A 14,942-nucleotide genomic window follows, 5' to 3' on the forward strand; every position below is an offset into this window, starting at 1 on the left:
GGAGCCAGTGTGTTGCGCGGGTTAAGGGCGTTGTAGACGCCCAGAGGGCGGCTTCCCGCAGGGTACCTGGTGTCGGGTTAAGCGCGTTGTAGCGACTGCCCAGAGGCAGAATGGCTAATGGCAATTAACAACTAATGGCTTTCATCCAGATACCAACTGTTTGAGATTGCCTGTACTGTTGATGTCATCGCTATGATTGTTGAGTTTTTCCATGTGCCGCGCTGCCAAATATTGGTACATTGAAAAGCGAACATTCACGTCATGTTGTGCTTCCTCCAGTAGCCGCTTCGCCTCTTCTGGGTTACTCTTGGTAAGCATCTTAAAGCGGTTTTCCAGATACATCGATTGTTCGACTGGTATTTTTGGTGTTCGCGAGTCAAGTTGCAGTGGGTTTTCGCCTAGCTTAATGCGATCGGGATTGAACCGATACAGCAACCAGCGACCTGAGTCTACAGCAGCTTTTTGATTTTGCATTGCTGTACTCATGTTGATACCATGTGCTATACAATGGCTGTAAGCGATAATCAGTGATGGGCCGTCATAAGCTTCTGCTTCTAGAAATGCCTTGAGTGTGTGTTCATCCCGTGCGCCCATTGCGACGCTAGCAACATAGACGTTGCCGTAAGTCATTGCCATTAAGCCTAAGTCTTTTTTAGCAGCAGGTTTACCGCCAACAGCAAATTTTGCCACAGCTGCTTTAGGTGTAGCTTTAGACATTTGTCCGCCAGTGTTAGAATATACCTCTGTGTCAAGAACGAGAATATTCACATTGCGTCCTGAGGCTAAGACGTGATCCAACCCGCCGAAGCCGATATCATATGCCCAGCCGTCTCCGCCAATTATCCAAACACTCTTTTTAACTAGGTAATCAGCCAGGGATTTGAGATTTTGGAGTTTGGATTTTTGAGTTTTGAGTCCAATACCTATCTTTATATCCAGCAGTTCATCTATCCGCCGCTTCAGTAATTCTACTTTTTCGCGTTGTTCCCAAATATCTGCTTCGTCTTTTTGCTGGGCATTAAGAATACTATTTGCTAGTTCTTCGCCGACTTCGCTTGCTAATTGTTGGAGTAATTGGGCGGCGATTTCTGCTTGTTTGTCAATCGAAATCCGGAATCCTAAGCCAAATTCGGCGTTATCTTCAAATAGGGAATTCGCCCACGCCGGGCCTTTTCCTTCAGCATTTTGCGTCCAAGGAGTAGTCGGCAAGTTGCCACCGTAAATGGAAGAACAGCCAGTGGCGTTGGCAACAATCATGCGATCGCCAAATAACTGTGTAGCTAATTTAATGTACGGTGTCTCGCCACAACCAGCGCAAGCTCCAGAAAATTCAAATAGTGGTTCTTGCATCTGCTGCTGGTTAATATGGTTTAGCTTCAGCTGGCGGCGATCGGGATTGGGAATATTTAAGAAGAAATCCCAATTTTCTCGCTCTTTTGCCCGTAATGGCAGTTGCGGTTCCATATTAATTGCCTTGCGGCGAGGTTCTACTTTATTCTTTACTGGGCAAACATCTACGCAAATTCCACAGCCTGTACAATCTTCTGCTGTGACTTGAATTGTGAATTTCCAATCTTTCCAATCGTGGTCTTTGGCATCACTACTCTTGAAGGTGGATGGTGCATTTTCTAACATTGAGGCTTCGTAAACCTTGCTGCGGATCACACTATGGGGACATACCATCACACACTTGCCGCACTGAACGCAGACATCTGGTTCCCAAACGGGTATTTCTTGGGCAATGTTGCGTTTTTCCCATTTCGCCGTGCCAGTGGGATAACTACCATCCACAGGCAAACTACTGACTGGTAATTCATCACCACACTTAGCAATCATTTTACCCAAGACATCTCGTACAAACGCGGGTGTGGTGTTGGGTACAGCTGGACGCTGTTCGATATTACTATTAACGCGACGCTCTCCTTTGACTTCATAGAGATTGTCTAGCGTCCGATCTACAGCATTCAGGTTCATTTGCACAATTTCGTTGCCTTTTTTACCGTAGGTTTTGCAGATGGATTTCTTAATTTGGGCGATCGCTTCTTCTCGTGGCAATACTCCAGATACGGCAAAGAAACAAACTTGCATGACTGTGTTAATTCGTCCACCCATACCTGCTTCGCGGGCGACTTTATAGGCATTAATTACGTAGAACTTCAGCTGTTTCTGGGTAATTTGCTCCTGTACTAATCGCGGCAAGCGGCTCCACACTTCCTCTGGTTGGTAGGGGCTATTGAGCAAGAAAGTACCACCAGGAACAATGTGGGCGAGTATATCCAACTGTTCCAAAAATCCCCACTGGTGACAGGCAACAAAGTTAGCTTGATTCACCAAGTAAGCAGAACGAATCGGTTGAGGGCCAAAGCGGAGGTGAGAAACTGTAATAGAACCTGATTTTTTCGAGTCGTAGACAAAGTAGCCTTGGGCGTAATTGTTTGTTTCTTCCCCAATAATCTTAATTGAGTTTTTGTTAGCTCCCACAGTACCATCAGAACCCAAGCCGTAAAAAATAGCTCGAACTACACTGTCTGATTCAATGTTGAAGTTGGGATCGTAATCTAAGCTGGTGTGGGTGACATCATCATTGATGCCGATGGTGAAATGATTTTTAGGTTCACTAGCAGCAAGATTGTTGAAAATACCTTTAATCATCGCTGGTGTGAATTCTTTAGATGATAAACCGTAACGGCCACCAACGATTTTGGGTATCGGGCATTGGACATTGGGCATCGGGTTTTCTGTGAGGGCAGTGACAACATCCAAATACAGTGGTTCACCTGCTGCACCTGGTTCTTTAGTGCGATCAAGAACAGCGATCGCTTTTGTTGTTTCTGGTAGGGCGGCGACAAAGCGCTTGCTATCGAACGGACGATACAACAGTACTTTCACTACACCGACTTTCTCACCTTGGGCATTAAGATAATCTACTGTTTCATGCACTGCCTCGCAACCAGAACCCATAAGGACAATTACTCGTTCGGCGGCGGCATCACCATAGTATTCAAAAAGTTTGTACTGCCGCCCAGTCATAGCGGCAAATTCGTCCATGACTTTTTGAGTAATGTCTGGGCAAGCTAAATAGTAAGGATTAACAGTTTCCCTGGCTTGGAAGTAAACATCGGGGTTTTGTGCCGTGCCGCGTAAGACGGGTTTGTCAGGAGTGAGGGCGCGCTGCCGATGAGCCAGTACTAATTGATCTGGAATAAAGCTGCGTAAATCTTCTTCAGTTAACAGTTCGAGTTTGTTAATTTCGTGGGAGGTGCGGAAGCCATCAAAAAAGTGTACAAAAGGCACTCTTGATTCTAAAGTTGCTCGTGTGGAGATTAAAGCAAAATCATGGGCTTCTTGTGGTGAGGCGGCACACAGCATGGCAAAGCCAGTGGCACGGGTTGCCATCACATCGCTATGATCGCCAAAAATGGAGAGGGCTTGGGCGGCAAGCGATCGCGCGGCTACGTGAAAAACCGTAGGCGTTAATTCCCCGGCAATTTTGTACATATTTGGGATCATCAGCAACAATCCCTGTGATGCTGTAAATGTAGTTGTCAGCGAGCCAGTTTGCAAAGCTCCATGTACTGCACCTGCGACACCACCTTCGCTTTGCATCTGCACCACTGTCGGAACATTTCCCCAAATATTAGCTTTGCCTTCACAAGCCCAAGCATCTGCCCACTCAGCCATAGGTGAAGAGGGAGTAATCGGATAAATTGCAATCACTTCATTGAGTTTGTAGACAACTTGGGCAGCCGCTTCATTACCATCTATGGTTGCAAAAGTTTTAGTTTTCATTTTCCTCGGCCTTTTGACTCTGGCGAGAATAAGATTTAGTAGAATAACTAACAGAACTTACGCAAAATACCTCTCTAACTCTTATTCCTCCGTGTCCTCTGTGCCTGGAGTGGTTTTATTCTTCCGTAACTCGTGCGTAAGTTCTAAACTAAGCTAGATTCATCACCTTTGTGGCTTTGACATTGCATATTTCAAATGACAACTTTATTTGTACCAATCTACTTTGAAGGTTAAGAGTAAAACTTGAGGAAGTTGTGAGGAATCAGAGGAGCATCAGAAATCTTAGTACCCCTTGCAAAGTATCTGGAATTAAGAGGGTGTTAGGTGTATTTTCTTCTAATGCAGCCTGTAGAGATTATTAGTCATGTCAATGAACGTAAATTTCTTCAGAGTAGAAGTTGTTCCCCACGATCCAAATTGGCAAGAAGCATTTGCAACTGAATCGAAGCAGATTACACTTGCATTGAGCGAAAATCTGGTTGCTGTACATCATATTGGCAGCACAGCCATTCCCCAAATTCATGCCAAGCCGATTATCGATATTTTGGTTGAAGTTAAAGATATTACAAAAGTTGATGAACAGAGTTCCGCAATAGAGGCATTGGGTTATGAAGCAATGGGTGAGTATGGTATACCAGGACGCCGTTATTTCCGCAAGCATAATCAAGCAGGTATAAGGACACACCATATTCACACATTTGAAGTTGGTTCAGAACAGATAGAGCGCCACTTAGCGTTTCGAGATTATATGATTGCCCATTCCGAAGATGCGCAGAAATACAGCGAACTCAAGCGCGAACTTGCAAAGAAGTATCCCGATTATATTGAGAGCTACATGGATGGGAAAGATGGGTTTATCAAAGAAATGGATAAAAAGGCAGCAGAGTGGCGAGCATTGCAAATAGATTGATTTAGAGGTGTTCACGCTCCCCAATTGTCTACTAATTCACTCGGCTCACCAGGATAAAAGCGATCGCTCATAATCTCGGTTAAGTTGTAGGGACAAGCAAGCGGAAAAGTTTGCTCTGGTAGGGCTTCTCCCATTGCTAAGTCTCTAGCATTTTCATACGCTTCTTGCAGTGCATCATCAAGATAAGATTTGAGGCTGGGGTTGTCTTTCAGTAATCGTAACGTGTCACGGCGCTGTACGCGAAGGGTTGCCAGCCAACTACGACTACGATGTTGGGGTTGGTATTCCCATTTCAGCAAATGCCCAATCAACACGCTCAAACGGTTGCGAAGTTCCTGGCGTTGCTGCTTACCCAAAGATTCAATCTCCTCTATCAAGTTTGGCAGATCGATCTGGCTCCACTTTTTGTCGCGGAGCAACCTTGCTTGTTCCTGTGTCCAAGCGTAAAAATCGGTTTCGTAGAGGTTTAGTGCAGGCATCGGTTTCTTTGCCATCTTCGGGTAAGCCAGCCACAGTGTTTCTATTGTAAAGTGTTCTCTGTAGAGTTAGTAAGGCAGTAAATTGGCTCTTATAGGCGGGTTGTAACAGATATGTGCCGAATGTCTCCTATGTACAATACTCTTTTACACTGCTGCCAAAATCGCCTCTCTAACATTGGCAATCAAATTACTGAGATTATCTGTATTCAACCGATAACTCAAAGGATGGGCAATCAATCGTGCCGTACTTTCATACAGTGTCGCAATTTCCATCAAACCATTTTCGCGCAACGTCCGCCCTGTGGAAACTAAATCAACAATAGCTTCTGACATACCCGTAATTGGCCCTAGTTCCACAGAACCGTATAAAGGTACAATTTCCACAGGTAAATCTAAGCTGTGGAAATATTCACGCGCACAGTTTACATATTTAGATGCCACTCTACCATGTGCGGGTAAATCCAAAGGCGATCGGTAAGAACTTGATTGCTTGACTGCTACCGACATCCGACAATAACCAAAGCGCAAATCAACTAATTGTGCTACTTGTGGTTTTTTCTCTCGGAGTACGTCGTAACCAACTATACCCAGTTGTGCTTGACCGTACTCTACGTAAACTGGGACATCCTGCGCCCGCACAAGAAGCCCTTTAGCTATACCATTGATATCTGTAATTTGCAGTTGTCGATTTCCTGAGTCTAAAAAAGCACTAAAATCCAACCCCACGGTTTGTAGTAGGCGGATGCTATGTTTGAGAAGTTCCCCTTTTGGCAGTGCGACAGTCAGCATATGGCAATTTTTGTTTTCCGATTTTAGATTGTAGTTGAAGGGGTTACTTGTTAGGGTCAAATTTGAAAATAGATGACAGGGGACTGGCGAACCCGAAGGGTGACAGGGTATAGGGTATTAGATTTTCATGCTTGGTTGTAGGATTTTTCTATAAATAGCTGATTTGAAAAGGTGCTTTCAAATCTTAAAATCTAATTAATTATGAAAATTTTGCTAGTTGACGATGAAACTGAACTTACCGATCCTTTGAGTCGGGTGTTAACTCGTGAGGGATACAGTGTAGATGCTGCCTACGATGGAATAAATGGCCGCAAATTAGCACAAACAGGCAATTACGACTTACTAATTTTAGACTGGATGTTGCCTGGTAATACGGGATTGGAGATTTGTCAGGAATTGCGTCGCCAAGGTGTTGCAACTCCTGTACTGTTTCTTACTGCTAAAGATACGCTTGACGATCGCGTAGAAGGCTTAGATGCGGGTGCAGATGACTATCTGGTTAAACCTTTTGAACTGCGGGAGTTACTAGCAAGAGTCAGGGCTTTGTTGCGGCGTTCTAGTTCTCAAGTGCATATCCCCCCGACAAGTCGCTTAACGGTAGCTGATTTAGAACTTGATTGTGAAAGTCAAATCGCCTATCGGCAAGGACGGGTAATTGAACTATCAGAAAAAGAAAGCCAACTGCTGCAATACTTTATGGGAAATACTGGTAAATTGCTTACTCATACTCAAATTATGCAAAATTTGTGGAAAGATGATGAGCAACCCAGTAGTAATGTCATTGCTGCACTGGTACGCCTATTACGTCGTAAGATAGAGTTTGCAGGAGAGACACAACTGATTCACAGCGTATACGGTAAAGGATATCGCTTTGGTGCTAGTGCAGACTCTTGATGAGAACTGCTCACGCTTTATTTTCAATATTTTTATTCAATAAATTATTAATCTGACTTTGCATATTTTCTCGCAATATTTGTGCTTTTTGAAAAGCAAATGAACGTTTATTCTTGGATTGCTGCTCACTATTTACTACTCGTTGCAGTGGTTGAATAAAATAATGCAGACGACTTCTCATTGCCCAAACACCCATTGAAGGAAAGAGAATAAAAAATGGTATCAAAGGTGATACAGGCAAAAATGGTAAATTAAATAACTGCTGTAACTTTTGGAGATTAATTGTCCACGGATGTAAGCTTTCGTTGCCAATGCAAACAACAGGTAAAATAGGAATTTGAAAACGTTGACTTAACTGCATAAAACTGAGATCAAATTTCTCTAATTGATAACGTTTTCGCCAACCTTTACTCGGCCCTCGCAATCCTTCTGGTGCGTATAAAACAACTCTGCGCTCCTGCACTACAGCAGAAAAGTCTTCTAACTCTGCCCTCACGCCACCTAAAACTTTTGACCATCCAGGTGGTAACCACCAAATCATCCAAGCATGGTCAAATAAAGGTACACCAGCTAAAACTTTTACTACCCATCCCCGTTCTTTATTTAATAAATAAGCCAAGCTCAGAAAATCCCACGGGAAAGACATTCCTGCATGATTCATTGCTACAATCATTGGCTCTGTAGATGGCAAGTTTTCAGTTTGTAGTAGTTCTCCACGAAAATAATATTCAACTATAGGAGCTATAATTTCTTGTCGAAAGGCTTGTTGATAGTTGGGATCAAATTCAATATTTCCCTGATGCGGTAAACGACATCCAAGACGTAACCAACGAATCAATAGTGCTAGATAAAAACCACCAGGAATCAAAAATAATATATATTCAAACCAATTCCAGCCATCTGGATCTAAATGGTAATGTTGCCAGTGGCGATTGAATAAAATGAGCCAACCCGGAGGATACCACAGACAAAACCAATCAAACCAGTTAAATTTATAACCTTCAATAGACTTCCTTTCAATTGGATTGCTGAGTAAGTTATCTTGATTTTGATTAATCACAACAAATCAGCATATTAAATAGACAGCAGAAGATAAAATATAATAACTTACTATCTTAATAATTTCTATCTTGCCTTAGACATAAAAAAGAACAGGGGACAGGGAATGGGAAACAGGTAAAGAGGAATTTTCTATGATCGTAGTGTACGCAGTTTATGAAGGCTACTTACCAAAAGTTTGCTCAGGAATGGCTAATAGCCAATGACTATTAGCCACTAAATTTTTTGTTTATGAATTAAATTCTAGATTTGTTTGCTCAATCCAAGTGCCGTGAAACCCATAAGGAACTCGTTGGGGAAGGATGATACGAGCGACAGGTTCAGCCATAATTTCCTTAGCATTTAATATAAGCAGTTCAGAAATTTTTGCTACTTCATCGTAAATAAAGGTAAGCAACCAACCGTCATCTTCATCTCTCTGGGAGATATGGGGAGTATGAGGTACAAACACCCCCTCGCCCCCATAACGCCCTTGCCCTAATTTGTGAATTTGAGAGCTATTACTAACAAAATCATACTTAATTAAGCCGTCGAACAAAGGTACGGAATTAGGTGTCATGCGGGAAGTGTAACCGTATCTAGTCTTGCGCCCCAAGTATTGCTCGTTCACCCGTGGAAATTCTGAGGGGATATTATCTAAGGGTTCTTCAATTACCGCACCCGTTTTGAGATTGAATCTCCACTTATGCAAAAAGGCTAGATCGCTGTGAGTATCTTGCGCTCTGCCTGCAAGACCAAGCATAGTAGTACTTGGCATTCGACAGGCAATGAGTATTACTTCATCTCCATCCTCGTAGGCATTGAGGGTATGAGCAACATAACACGCAGGTGCTTCAAACCAGCGGATACTGCTATTATCACCGTGACGTGGCAGAATACCAAAACGACTGGGAATGTCTTTTTCAAACAGTAAAGGTGGTTTTCCCTGTTGGGCGCGTTCCAAACGGAATGTTAGGGGCAAGTTCATAAATATTGTGTAGTGGGCGGTGATAGCAAAATCGTGCATCATCACTCCTACTGGTAAGTCTATTGGCACTGTTCGCAACAGCTTGCCCTCTGGTGAGACAACGCTATATTGCAGGTAAGGCAAATCTACCCAAGAGTAGCCAAAAAACATCATCTCGCCAGTGGCAAAATCAACTTTGGGATGAGCCGTGAAAGCACCTTTCAAGTCACCGCCATAAGTATAGGGACTGACTGTTTTTAACTCAGGTACTTCGATTTGATAAGGTTCTCCCCCTTCCCAAAGAGCTAACAAGCGATCGCCATGCCAGACAACAGCTGTATTGGCAGTATTAACCGGAGGAGAAGGATTTTCTTGTTGAGGTGGCGCTAAAAAACCTGAATGAATTGCACGCCCAGCCTCTTTTTCCATTTTCCATCCCTGGGTTTGTACATAGCGGTTGCGATAGTTGGCTTTACCATTACTAATCTCAACACCGTGTAGCATCCCATGTCCATCAAACCAGTGATACCAAGCTTGAGACGGAAAGAGGGGATTAGGGCCGTTACGAATCAACATTCCGTTAAGATCAGGAGGTATTTCCCCAATGACTTGGAGATGATCTACTGTTAATTCCTGATCTACTGGAGCAAAGTTTCCCTCTAAATAAGGATTTCCTGCTACTACCACCATAAACTGATGCACCTTCTATTTTCTTAGTTTTGTCTTTTCACGTCTTGTTCGCCAAGAAATAAATTTCTTGGCTTCAAGCTAAAGTCAGTTTTAATTGACTAGGTAAGATTTTCAGTCTGTTTTAACGGACTTAAGCTAGTAAGAGAGGAACTTCAGTACCAGGCGTTTTAGGGGCTGTCTCAAGCAACTGTTGGAATATAGCTTATACCACGAGCAAAGGTTTCAAAATTGCCAGCTTTTGCTTCAAGTAATCGTTTGATGTTCATGTTTTCAGCCCCGTAATCCTCTATTTGGAGTTTGCCGTGGCGATTAGCTTTGCCAAGCTGCCAGAACGCAATTCGGTGCAGAATAAACCCACGAGCTGATAGATCGTTGAAAGCACGCGAACAAGGGATCAGTAAAGTTGGGCTACGCTGCAAAAATTGATAATCAGGATATAAATAATCTTGTTCAATTAGGTAATAATTATTCAGAGTATGAGTTCGGAATGTGATTTTTACTGTTTGGTTATATTCATCCAAAAAATTACCTGATTGGTGAGCAATTTCACCATGCGATCGCAGCATATGCGACCAATTTTCAATGTTCCTTATATCTGCTAAATATTCAAGTGCTAATTCAATAGGAGCATCAATATAAATTGTGTCACTATCAACAGTATATTGCCCTTGGGCTGCTTCTTTAATACCTTGATTGCGCTCCAAACTAGCTTTGAGAGAGCGGCTTTCACACATATGTACTGTTCTAATTCCTTCCATAATCATAGGAGTCCGTCGCTTTGGATCTACAAAGCTGATCCAATGGAAGTAAACTCCTTGTTCTTTTGATTCAGGCTCTATATAGTTTGTCGGAAAAAGAAGAACGGGATACCAGTGGAAGTAGTTATCAGGAGTAAATCCACAGTACCATTCAATACCCATAAATAGAGGGTTTTCTATTTTTTTGAGATGATAATAGAGATTATTTTGATAGCCAGCACAAGTTCCGATCCAAGTATTATCATCTACTTTCTCTAACATTCGACAATTAATTGTCCACTCGTCTAAAGTTTCCAATCGACACAAGAATTTAAAAGCCGTTTCTGGTGAGGTTGCGATATAAGCAGACGTAGCAAACGTATTACTTTCCATTGGTTAATATCTTTCAGTTCTGATGGTTGAATTAAGCTATCAATAAATGTTTCTGTTTTTTCTGTTGTTTTTGCTTTTTAATGCGTTCTTCTCCTAATAATTTAGATGCTGCATATGTGGTAATTTCTTCACGCTCTGCTTTATCAAAAATCTCCAAAACAGTATCGTAAATTTTACGAACGTGGCTTAAGGCTTTCTCGTCATCATTACCTATCATTTCGTTATAGACATTAATTAATCCACCAGAATTAATTACATAATCTGGGCAATAAAGAATTTTTCTCGATTTAATAAGCTGACTGTGTAACTCTTCATTTTCTAGCTGATTGTTGGCAGCACCAGCAATAATAGAAGCTCTAATTTGGAGAATGGTTGAACTATTTAGAATTCCACCTAAGGCACAAGGAGAAAAAACATCAACATCCCAAGCATGAATATCTTGATGTTCTATAATTGTCGCCTCATAAAGGTCTGCCATTTCTTCAGCTTTGTCTCGAATTAAATCACTGACAAAAAGTTTTGCACCATTTGCATAAAGAATTTTGCAAAGATTCTTGCCAACATTTCCTACTCCTTGAATTGCTACTTTTAGTCCATCAAGATTTTTTCTTTGCCAATGAAACTCTACTGCCGCTTTGATTGCTAATACAACACCGATCGCTGTTGCTAATGTTGCTCCTCCTCCTAATTCCTTCACTCCCACCACATAATTAGTCTCTTTGTTGATTATCCGCACATCTTCAGGTGACAAATTTACATCTTGACCTGTAACAAAGCGCCCATTCAAACTTTCGACAAACCGTCCATAAGATTTGAGCAAAGCATCGGTTTTATCTTCTGGATTAGCAATAATAACTGCTTTTGCACCCCCCACAGGAATATTGGCACAAGCTGCTTTGTATGTCATCCCGCGACTTAGGCGCAGAACATCTCGCAAAGCATCTTCCTCACTGTTATAAGGGAAAAGACGAGTAGCGCCCATAGCTAATCCCAAACTCGTATCATGAAGGGCAATAATTGCTCTAAGATTTGTTTCGCGATCGTGACAAAAGAGAATCTGCTCGTGATTGGTTGCTCTCAAACTTTCAAAAACTCTCATAGCTTCTCCATTGATTACGGGGATTGGTGATTGGGGATTGGTTACTGGGGATCGGGGATTGGGTACTGGGAAGAAGAGGACACGGATACAAGGAGTTGAGTAAGTGATAAGAGTCAATTCTTCCCCATCCTCCCTATCTCCCTCATCTCTTACTCCCCCACTCCTCTTTCCTTCTGCCTCTTTGAAGCTTTGAGCCTCCTTGTGGAGGAGCAACGCTTTCGGAGGAAACCTCCACACCCTTACGGGAAGTCGCTCCGCGCCTACAAACTTCTCTCTGCCCTCTGCCTTCTGCCAATGGTTACTGTATCAAGGGGAATGAAAAGTGTTTGTTAGGACTATTTACAACTCCTTGTGCAAGTAAACCTTGATTACGTCCACGAGATGGTGCTTGCCGAGTTGGATCTATAGTTACATCAACAACAAACGGGATAGATGTTGCTAAGGCTTTCTCCAACGCCATCCGAATGTCAGATTCCTTTTCGACGCGAATACCATCAGCTCCCATGCCGCGAGCAATCATCACAAAATCTGTTTGGGGAATAGTTGCATCTGCACCCTCAAGTTCTAGCATTGCCATTCCCTGAGCACACATATTGTAGCGTGCATCATTGAGGACAATCCAGACGGCAGGAATTTTGTATTTCACGGCAGTGCTGATTTCATTATTCATCAACATTGCCCCATCCCCAACAATGGCGATCGCTTTTCCATTTCTAGCTTTAGCAGCACCAACAACACCCGTCACTGCATGTCCCATCGCTCCTACTCTAGTGCTGACTCGATAACGGTTGGGTTGAGTAAATCGCAGCAAGTGGGTTGCCCAAGTAAATGAATTACCTGATTCTGCCATGACGATCGCATCGCTGTTGTTGATAAACACCTGCTGAATTTCTTGCATCAAGATTTCAGGGCGCACTAGTTCACCGATGCTCGGTTGAATAGTCTGACGTTCAGGATGAGGTAATACACTTATCTTTGATTGTTGAGATTTCTCTGGCAAGTATTGCAGCAGTGACTGCACAAAAGTTCTGACATCAGACACGACAGAAAAAGTTGGCACGGATGGATAGGCAATCCCTATGACATCTGGATCGACATCAACGTGAATAAATCCTGCCTGAGGAATCATTTGCCTACTCCAGAAAGAAGTGGCTTCTCCAAGGCGAGTTCCCAAAACTAAGATGTGTGACGGAGATTGCTTCTGCATATAAGTAAATACAGAACTATGCCCCCCTAAACCTGTAACACCCACAAACTGAGGATGTTCTTCAGGAAAAATACCTTTGCCACGAGGCGAACATATCACTGCGACTCCTGTTCTTTCCGCAAGCTGGCGGATCTCTTTGGCAGCGCCTCTTGCACCGAAACCAACCCAGATGACAAAGTTACCTTCAGATAGCAAATCTATGCATTTGCTAATTGTTTTTTTGCTAGGGATAGGCAGCCATAAAGACAAATCTGGTTGAGGTAAAGATTGATTTACCAAACTTGATTGAATATCTGTAGGAATACTTAAATGAGCAACGAAGCCATTTGGTTTTGTTAAGCCAAGGGCAATGCTACGAGCAGTTTGTGGCAGTTGTTCGGCGCACTCTAGAGTAGTTGCGTAATGGAACAACGCCCCTGATTTCAAAATTCCCCCATTAAGTATTGTCTGCTCGTTAGTTTCTTGGATGGCACACCTGCCGCGCTGTGACGCCGAACTCGAAGCAGATAGCAAAATTACTTTGGCTGCTTCGCCACGGGCTGTCATTATACCAGTTAAGGCGTTGGTTATACCCGGCCCTGTTGTGGTGAAGACAACTACAGGGCGATCGCTAGCTAAAGATGCTTCAACTGCTGCAAAGGCTGCTCCAGCTTCGTGGCGAAAGTGAAGAACTTGGATCTGACTATTTGATAGCGAACCCCAAAGCTTTGCCATTGCTCCGCCAGAAACACCAAAGGCGTATTTGACTCCCAAATCTTCTAAAAGCTTGACAATTGCCTCAGCAACTGAGAGCGATGGAGATAGCTGGATGTCTGCGTTCATGTGATTATTTAGGCGATCGTCCTTGAAATTCGCTAACTCTACTGTCAGTGTGTGACAAGAATGTGCTTGTACAACCAAGTTTGATGAATTGCTATTTTCACTCATTTTCTTTTTCAGGCAAATCTATTCTTAATTGAAAGCTCTTGCAAGAATACCCATGTACAATGAGTGAACAACATTAATATTTTCGTTGATTACACTCACAATTTCATCACTATCAACAAAAAAGTTAAGTAGCTCAATATCATGTCCAGCATGACTTAAATCGATAACATAGTGATTGTATAAAAATGTTTGGGCATCTCTAGCGATTCCTACTTCACTTAAAAGCTTAAGTTGATAAGCAATATGTTTGGCAAACAAAAATTCCATATAGGATGAGTATCCTAAGAATCCAAGAAAATTACTTTGAGTTAATAACTGTGATTGTGAAAAAATTAAGTTTTTAGATTCATCAAAAATATCAGTAATTGAATTAAAATTTTGAACTCCCAATTGCTGTAAATCTCTTAAAGCTAAAATTTCATGCCCTATCTCTTCATCTGATTCGGACTCCATCGCCCGGAAAAATTTACTTCCTTCTTTAAGTTTATCTTCAGCTAATGATTGGATATATACGCCTATACGCTCATGAAATATCACTTGAAACTCAGGGGTATGGCTACTACAGTACCAAGCTTGGATTAGATAATGAATGTAACCATCGCGGCTGATTTTGCCTTGTTTCTTTCTTTCCGATAAGAGTTCATCGATTTCTTGCATTTTTAGAATCATGCAATTTATAACTCTCTGAGCTAAAGGAGTAACTTGGTTTTGTTCAGCCTCCATTAGTTTAGCTTTTTGCTTAACTAGCACCTCCAAGGAAATTTTATTGATTTTTTTACTTTGTAAAGCTAGTTTATTTACTACTTCTTCATTGGTTGAGTTGATTGCACGAGAAATATCTAACAATTCCAATTTTTTTGAACTCATTTTTGTATACTCATAGTTGTATTGATTGCAAGTAAACAACTAGGATTGTCGCTAGCTTGCAGCGAAACAAAAAATCTTATCTAGCGTGTCCTAATCTCTATGCTTGTTTTTTCATAGCCACAAACAAGGGTTGTAGTTTCTCTATCGAATAATGGC

The 14,942-nt window shown here is 42.2% G+C and carries 11 protein-coding genes; 2 read left to right on the top strand and 9 right to left on the bottom strand.

The genetic code is table 11. From position 1 onward, the window contains the following. Positions 1-141: 141 nt before the first annotated feature. A complete protein-coding gene (gene nifJ / locus QUB80_RS06720) occupies positions 142-3,789 on the bottom strand; it encodes a pyruvate:ferredoxin (flavodoxin) oxidoreductase (RefSeq protein WP_289788734.1) in 3,648 nt (1,215 codons plus the stop codon). 364 nt (positions 3,790-4,153) lie between these two features. On the opposite strand from nifJ, the gene QUB80_RS06725 reads away from it, so the two are divergent. Then, positions 4,154-4,699: a GrpB family protein gene (locus tag QUB80_RS06725; RefSeq protein WP_289788735.1), complete on the top strand. Its 546-nt coding sequence runs from the start codon at positions 4,154-4,156 to the stop codon at positions 4,697-4,699. Between the two features lie 11 nt (positions 4,700-4,710). On the opposite strand, the gene QUB80_RS06730 is transcribed toward QUB80_RS06725, so the two are convergent. Together QUB80_RS06730 and hisG are read right to left on the bottom strand one after the other, a co-directional pair. Then, a complete protein-coding gene (locus QUB80_RS06730) occupies positions 4,711-5,193 on the bottom strand; it encodes a DUF29 domain-containing protein (RefSeq protein ID WP_289788736.1) in 483 nt (160 codons plus the stop codon). A 129-nt stretch (positions 5,194-5,322) separates the two neighbouring features. Further along, positions 5,323-5,967, bottom strand: a complete 645-nt coding sequence (hisG, locus tag QUB80_RS06735; RefSeq protein ID WP_289788737.1) for an ATP phosphoribosyltransferase — start codon at positions 5,965-5,967, stop codon at positions 5,323-5,325. Positions 5,968-6,168: 201 nt separating this feature from the next. On the opposite strand from hisG, the gene rppA reads away from it, so the two are divergent. After that, positions 6,169-6,861, top strand: a complete 693-nt coding sequence (rppA, locus tag QUB80_RS06740; protein WP_289788738.1) for a two-component system response regulator RppA — start codon at positions 6,169-6,171, stop codon at positions 6,859-6,861. Between the two features lie 10 nt (positions 6,862-6,871). On the opposite strand, the gene QUB80_RS06745 is transcribed toward rppA, so the two are convergent. The 6 genes from QUB80_RS06745 to QUB80_RS06770 all read right to left on the bottom strand — a co-directional run bounded on the left by QUB80_RS06745 (position 6,872) and on the right by QUB80_RS06770 (position 14,786). Next, a complete protein-coding gene (locus QUB80_RS06745) occupies positions 6,872-7,921 on the bottom strand; it encodes a 1-acyl-sn-glycerol-3-phosphate acyltransferase (RefSeq protein ID WP_289788739.1) in 1,050 nt (349 codons plus the stop codon). A gap of 228 nt (positions 7,922-8,149) precedes the next feature. Beyond that, positions 8,150-9,556 carry a carotenoid oxygenase family protein gene (locus QUB80_RS06750; protein ID WP_289788740.1) on the bottom strand — a complete coding sequence of 469 codons (1,407 nt, stop codon included), beginning with the start codon at positions 9,554-9,556 and terminating at the stop codon, positions 8,150-8,152. Positions 9,557-9,735: 179 nt separating this feature from the next. Then, positions 9,736-10,686 (bottom strand): scytonemin biosynthesis cyclase/decarboxylase ScyC, encoded by a 951-nt coding sequence (gene scyC / locus QUB80_RS06755; RefSeq protein ID WP_289788741.1) that lies wholly within the window; start codon positions 10,684-10,686, stop codon positions 9,736-9,738. A gap of 31 nt (positions 10,687-10,717) precedes the next feature. Further along, a complete protein-coding gene (locus tag QUB80_RS06760; RefSeq protein ID WP_289788742.1) occupies positions 10,718-11,785 on the bottom strand; it encodes a Glu/Leu/Phe/Val dehydrogenase dimerization domain-containing protein in 1,068 nt (355 codons plus the stop codon). A gap of 298 nt (positions 11,786-12,083) precedes the next feature. Beyond that, a complete protein-coding gene (locus QUB80_RS06765) occupies positions 12,084-13,814 on the bottom strand; it encodes a thiamine pyrophosphate-dependent enzyme (protein WP_502875285.1) in 1,731 nt (576 codons plus the stop codon). A gap of 129 nt (positions 13,815-13,943) precedes the next feature. Beyond that, entirely contained in the window at positions 13,944-14,786 is an 843-nt protein-coding gene (locus tag QUB80_RS06770; RefSeq protein WP_289788744.1) for a hypothetical protein, read from the bottom strand. Positions 14,787-14,942 lie beyond the last annotated feature (156 nt).

Origin of the sequence: Chlorogloeopsis sp. ULAP01 (assembly GCF_030381805.1) — a bacterium.
GTDB lineage: Bacteria > Cyanobacteriota > Cyanobacteriia > Cyanobacteriales > Nostocaceae > Chlorogloeopsis.

Excerpts from the sequence above, each read along its gene's own strand:
- QUB80_RS06725 (WP_289788735.1), top strand. The coding sequence starts at position 4,154 with ATGTCAATGAACGTAAATTTCTTCAGAGTAGAAGTTGTTCCCCACGAT.
- QUB80_RS06765 (WP_502875285.1), bottom strand. The coding sequence starts at position 13,814 with ATGAACGCAGACATCCAGCTATCTCCATCGCTCTCAGTTGCTGAGGCA.
- scyC (WP_289788741.1), bottom strand. The coding sequence starts at position 10,686 with ATGGAAAGTAATACGTTTGCTACGTCTGCTTATATCGCAACCTCACCA.
- QUB80_RS06730 (WP_289788736.1), bottom strand. The coding sequence starts at position 5,193 with ATGGCAAAGAAACCGATGCCTGCACTAAACCTCTACGAAACCGATTTT.
- QUB80_RS06750 (WP_289788740.1), bottom strand. The coding sequence starts at position 9,556 with ATGGTGGTAGTAGCAGGAAATCCTTATTTAGAGGGAAACTTTGCTCCA.
- nifJ (WP_289788734.1), bottom strand. The coding sequence starts at position 3,789 with ATGAAAACTAAAACTTTTGCAACCATAGATGGTAATGAAGCGGCTGCC.
- QUB80_RS06760 (WP_289788742.1), bottom strand. The coding sequence starts at position 11,785 with ATGAGAGTTTTTGAAAGTTTGAGAGCAACCAATCACGAGCAGATTCTC.
- rppA (WP_289788738.1), top strand. The coding sequence starts at position 6,169 with ATGAAAATTTTGCTAGTTGACGATGAAACTGAACTTACCGATCCTTTG.
- hisG (WP_289788737.1), bottom strand. The coding sequence starts at position 5,967 with ATGCTGACTGTCGCACTGCCAAAAGGGGAACTTCTCAAACATAGCATC.
- QUB80_RS06770 (WP_289788744.1), bottom strand. The coding sequence starts at position 14,786 with ATGAGTTCAAAAAAATTGGAATTGTTAGATATTTCTCGTGCAATCAAC.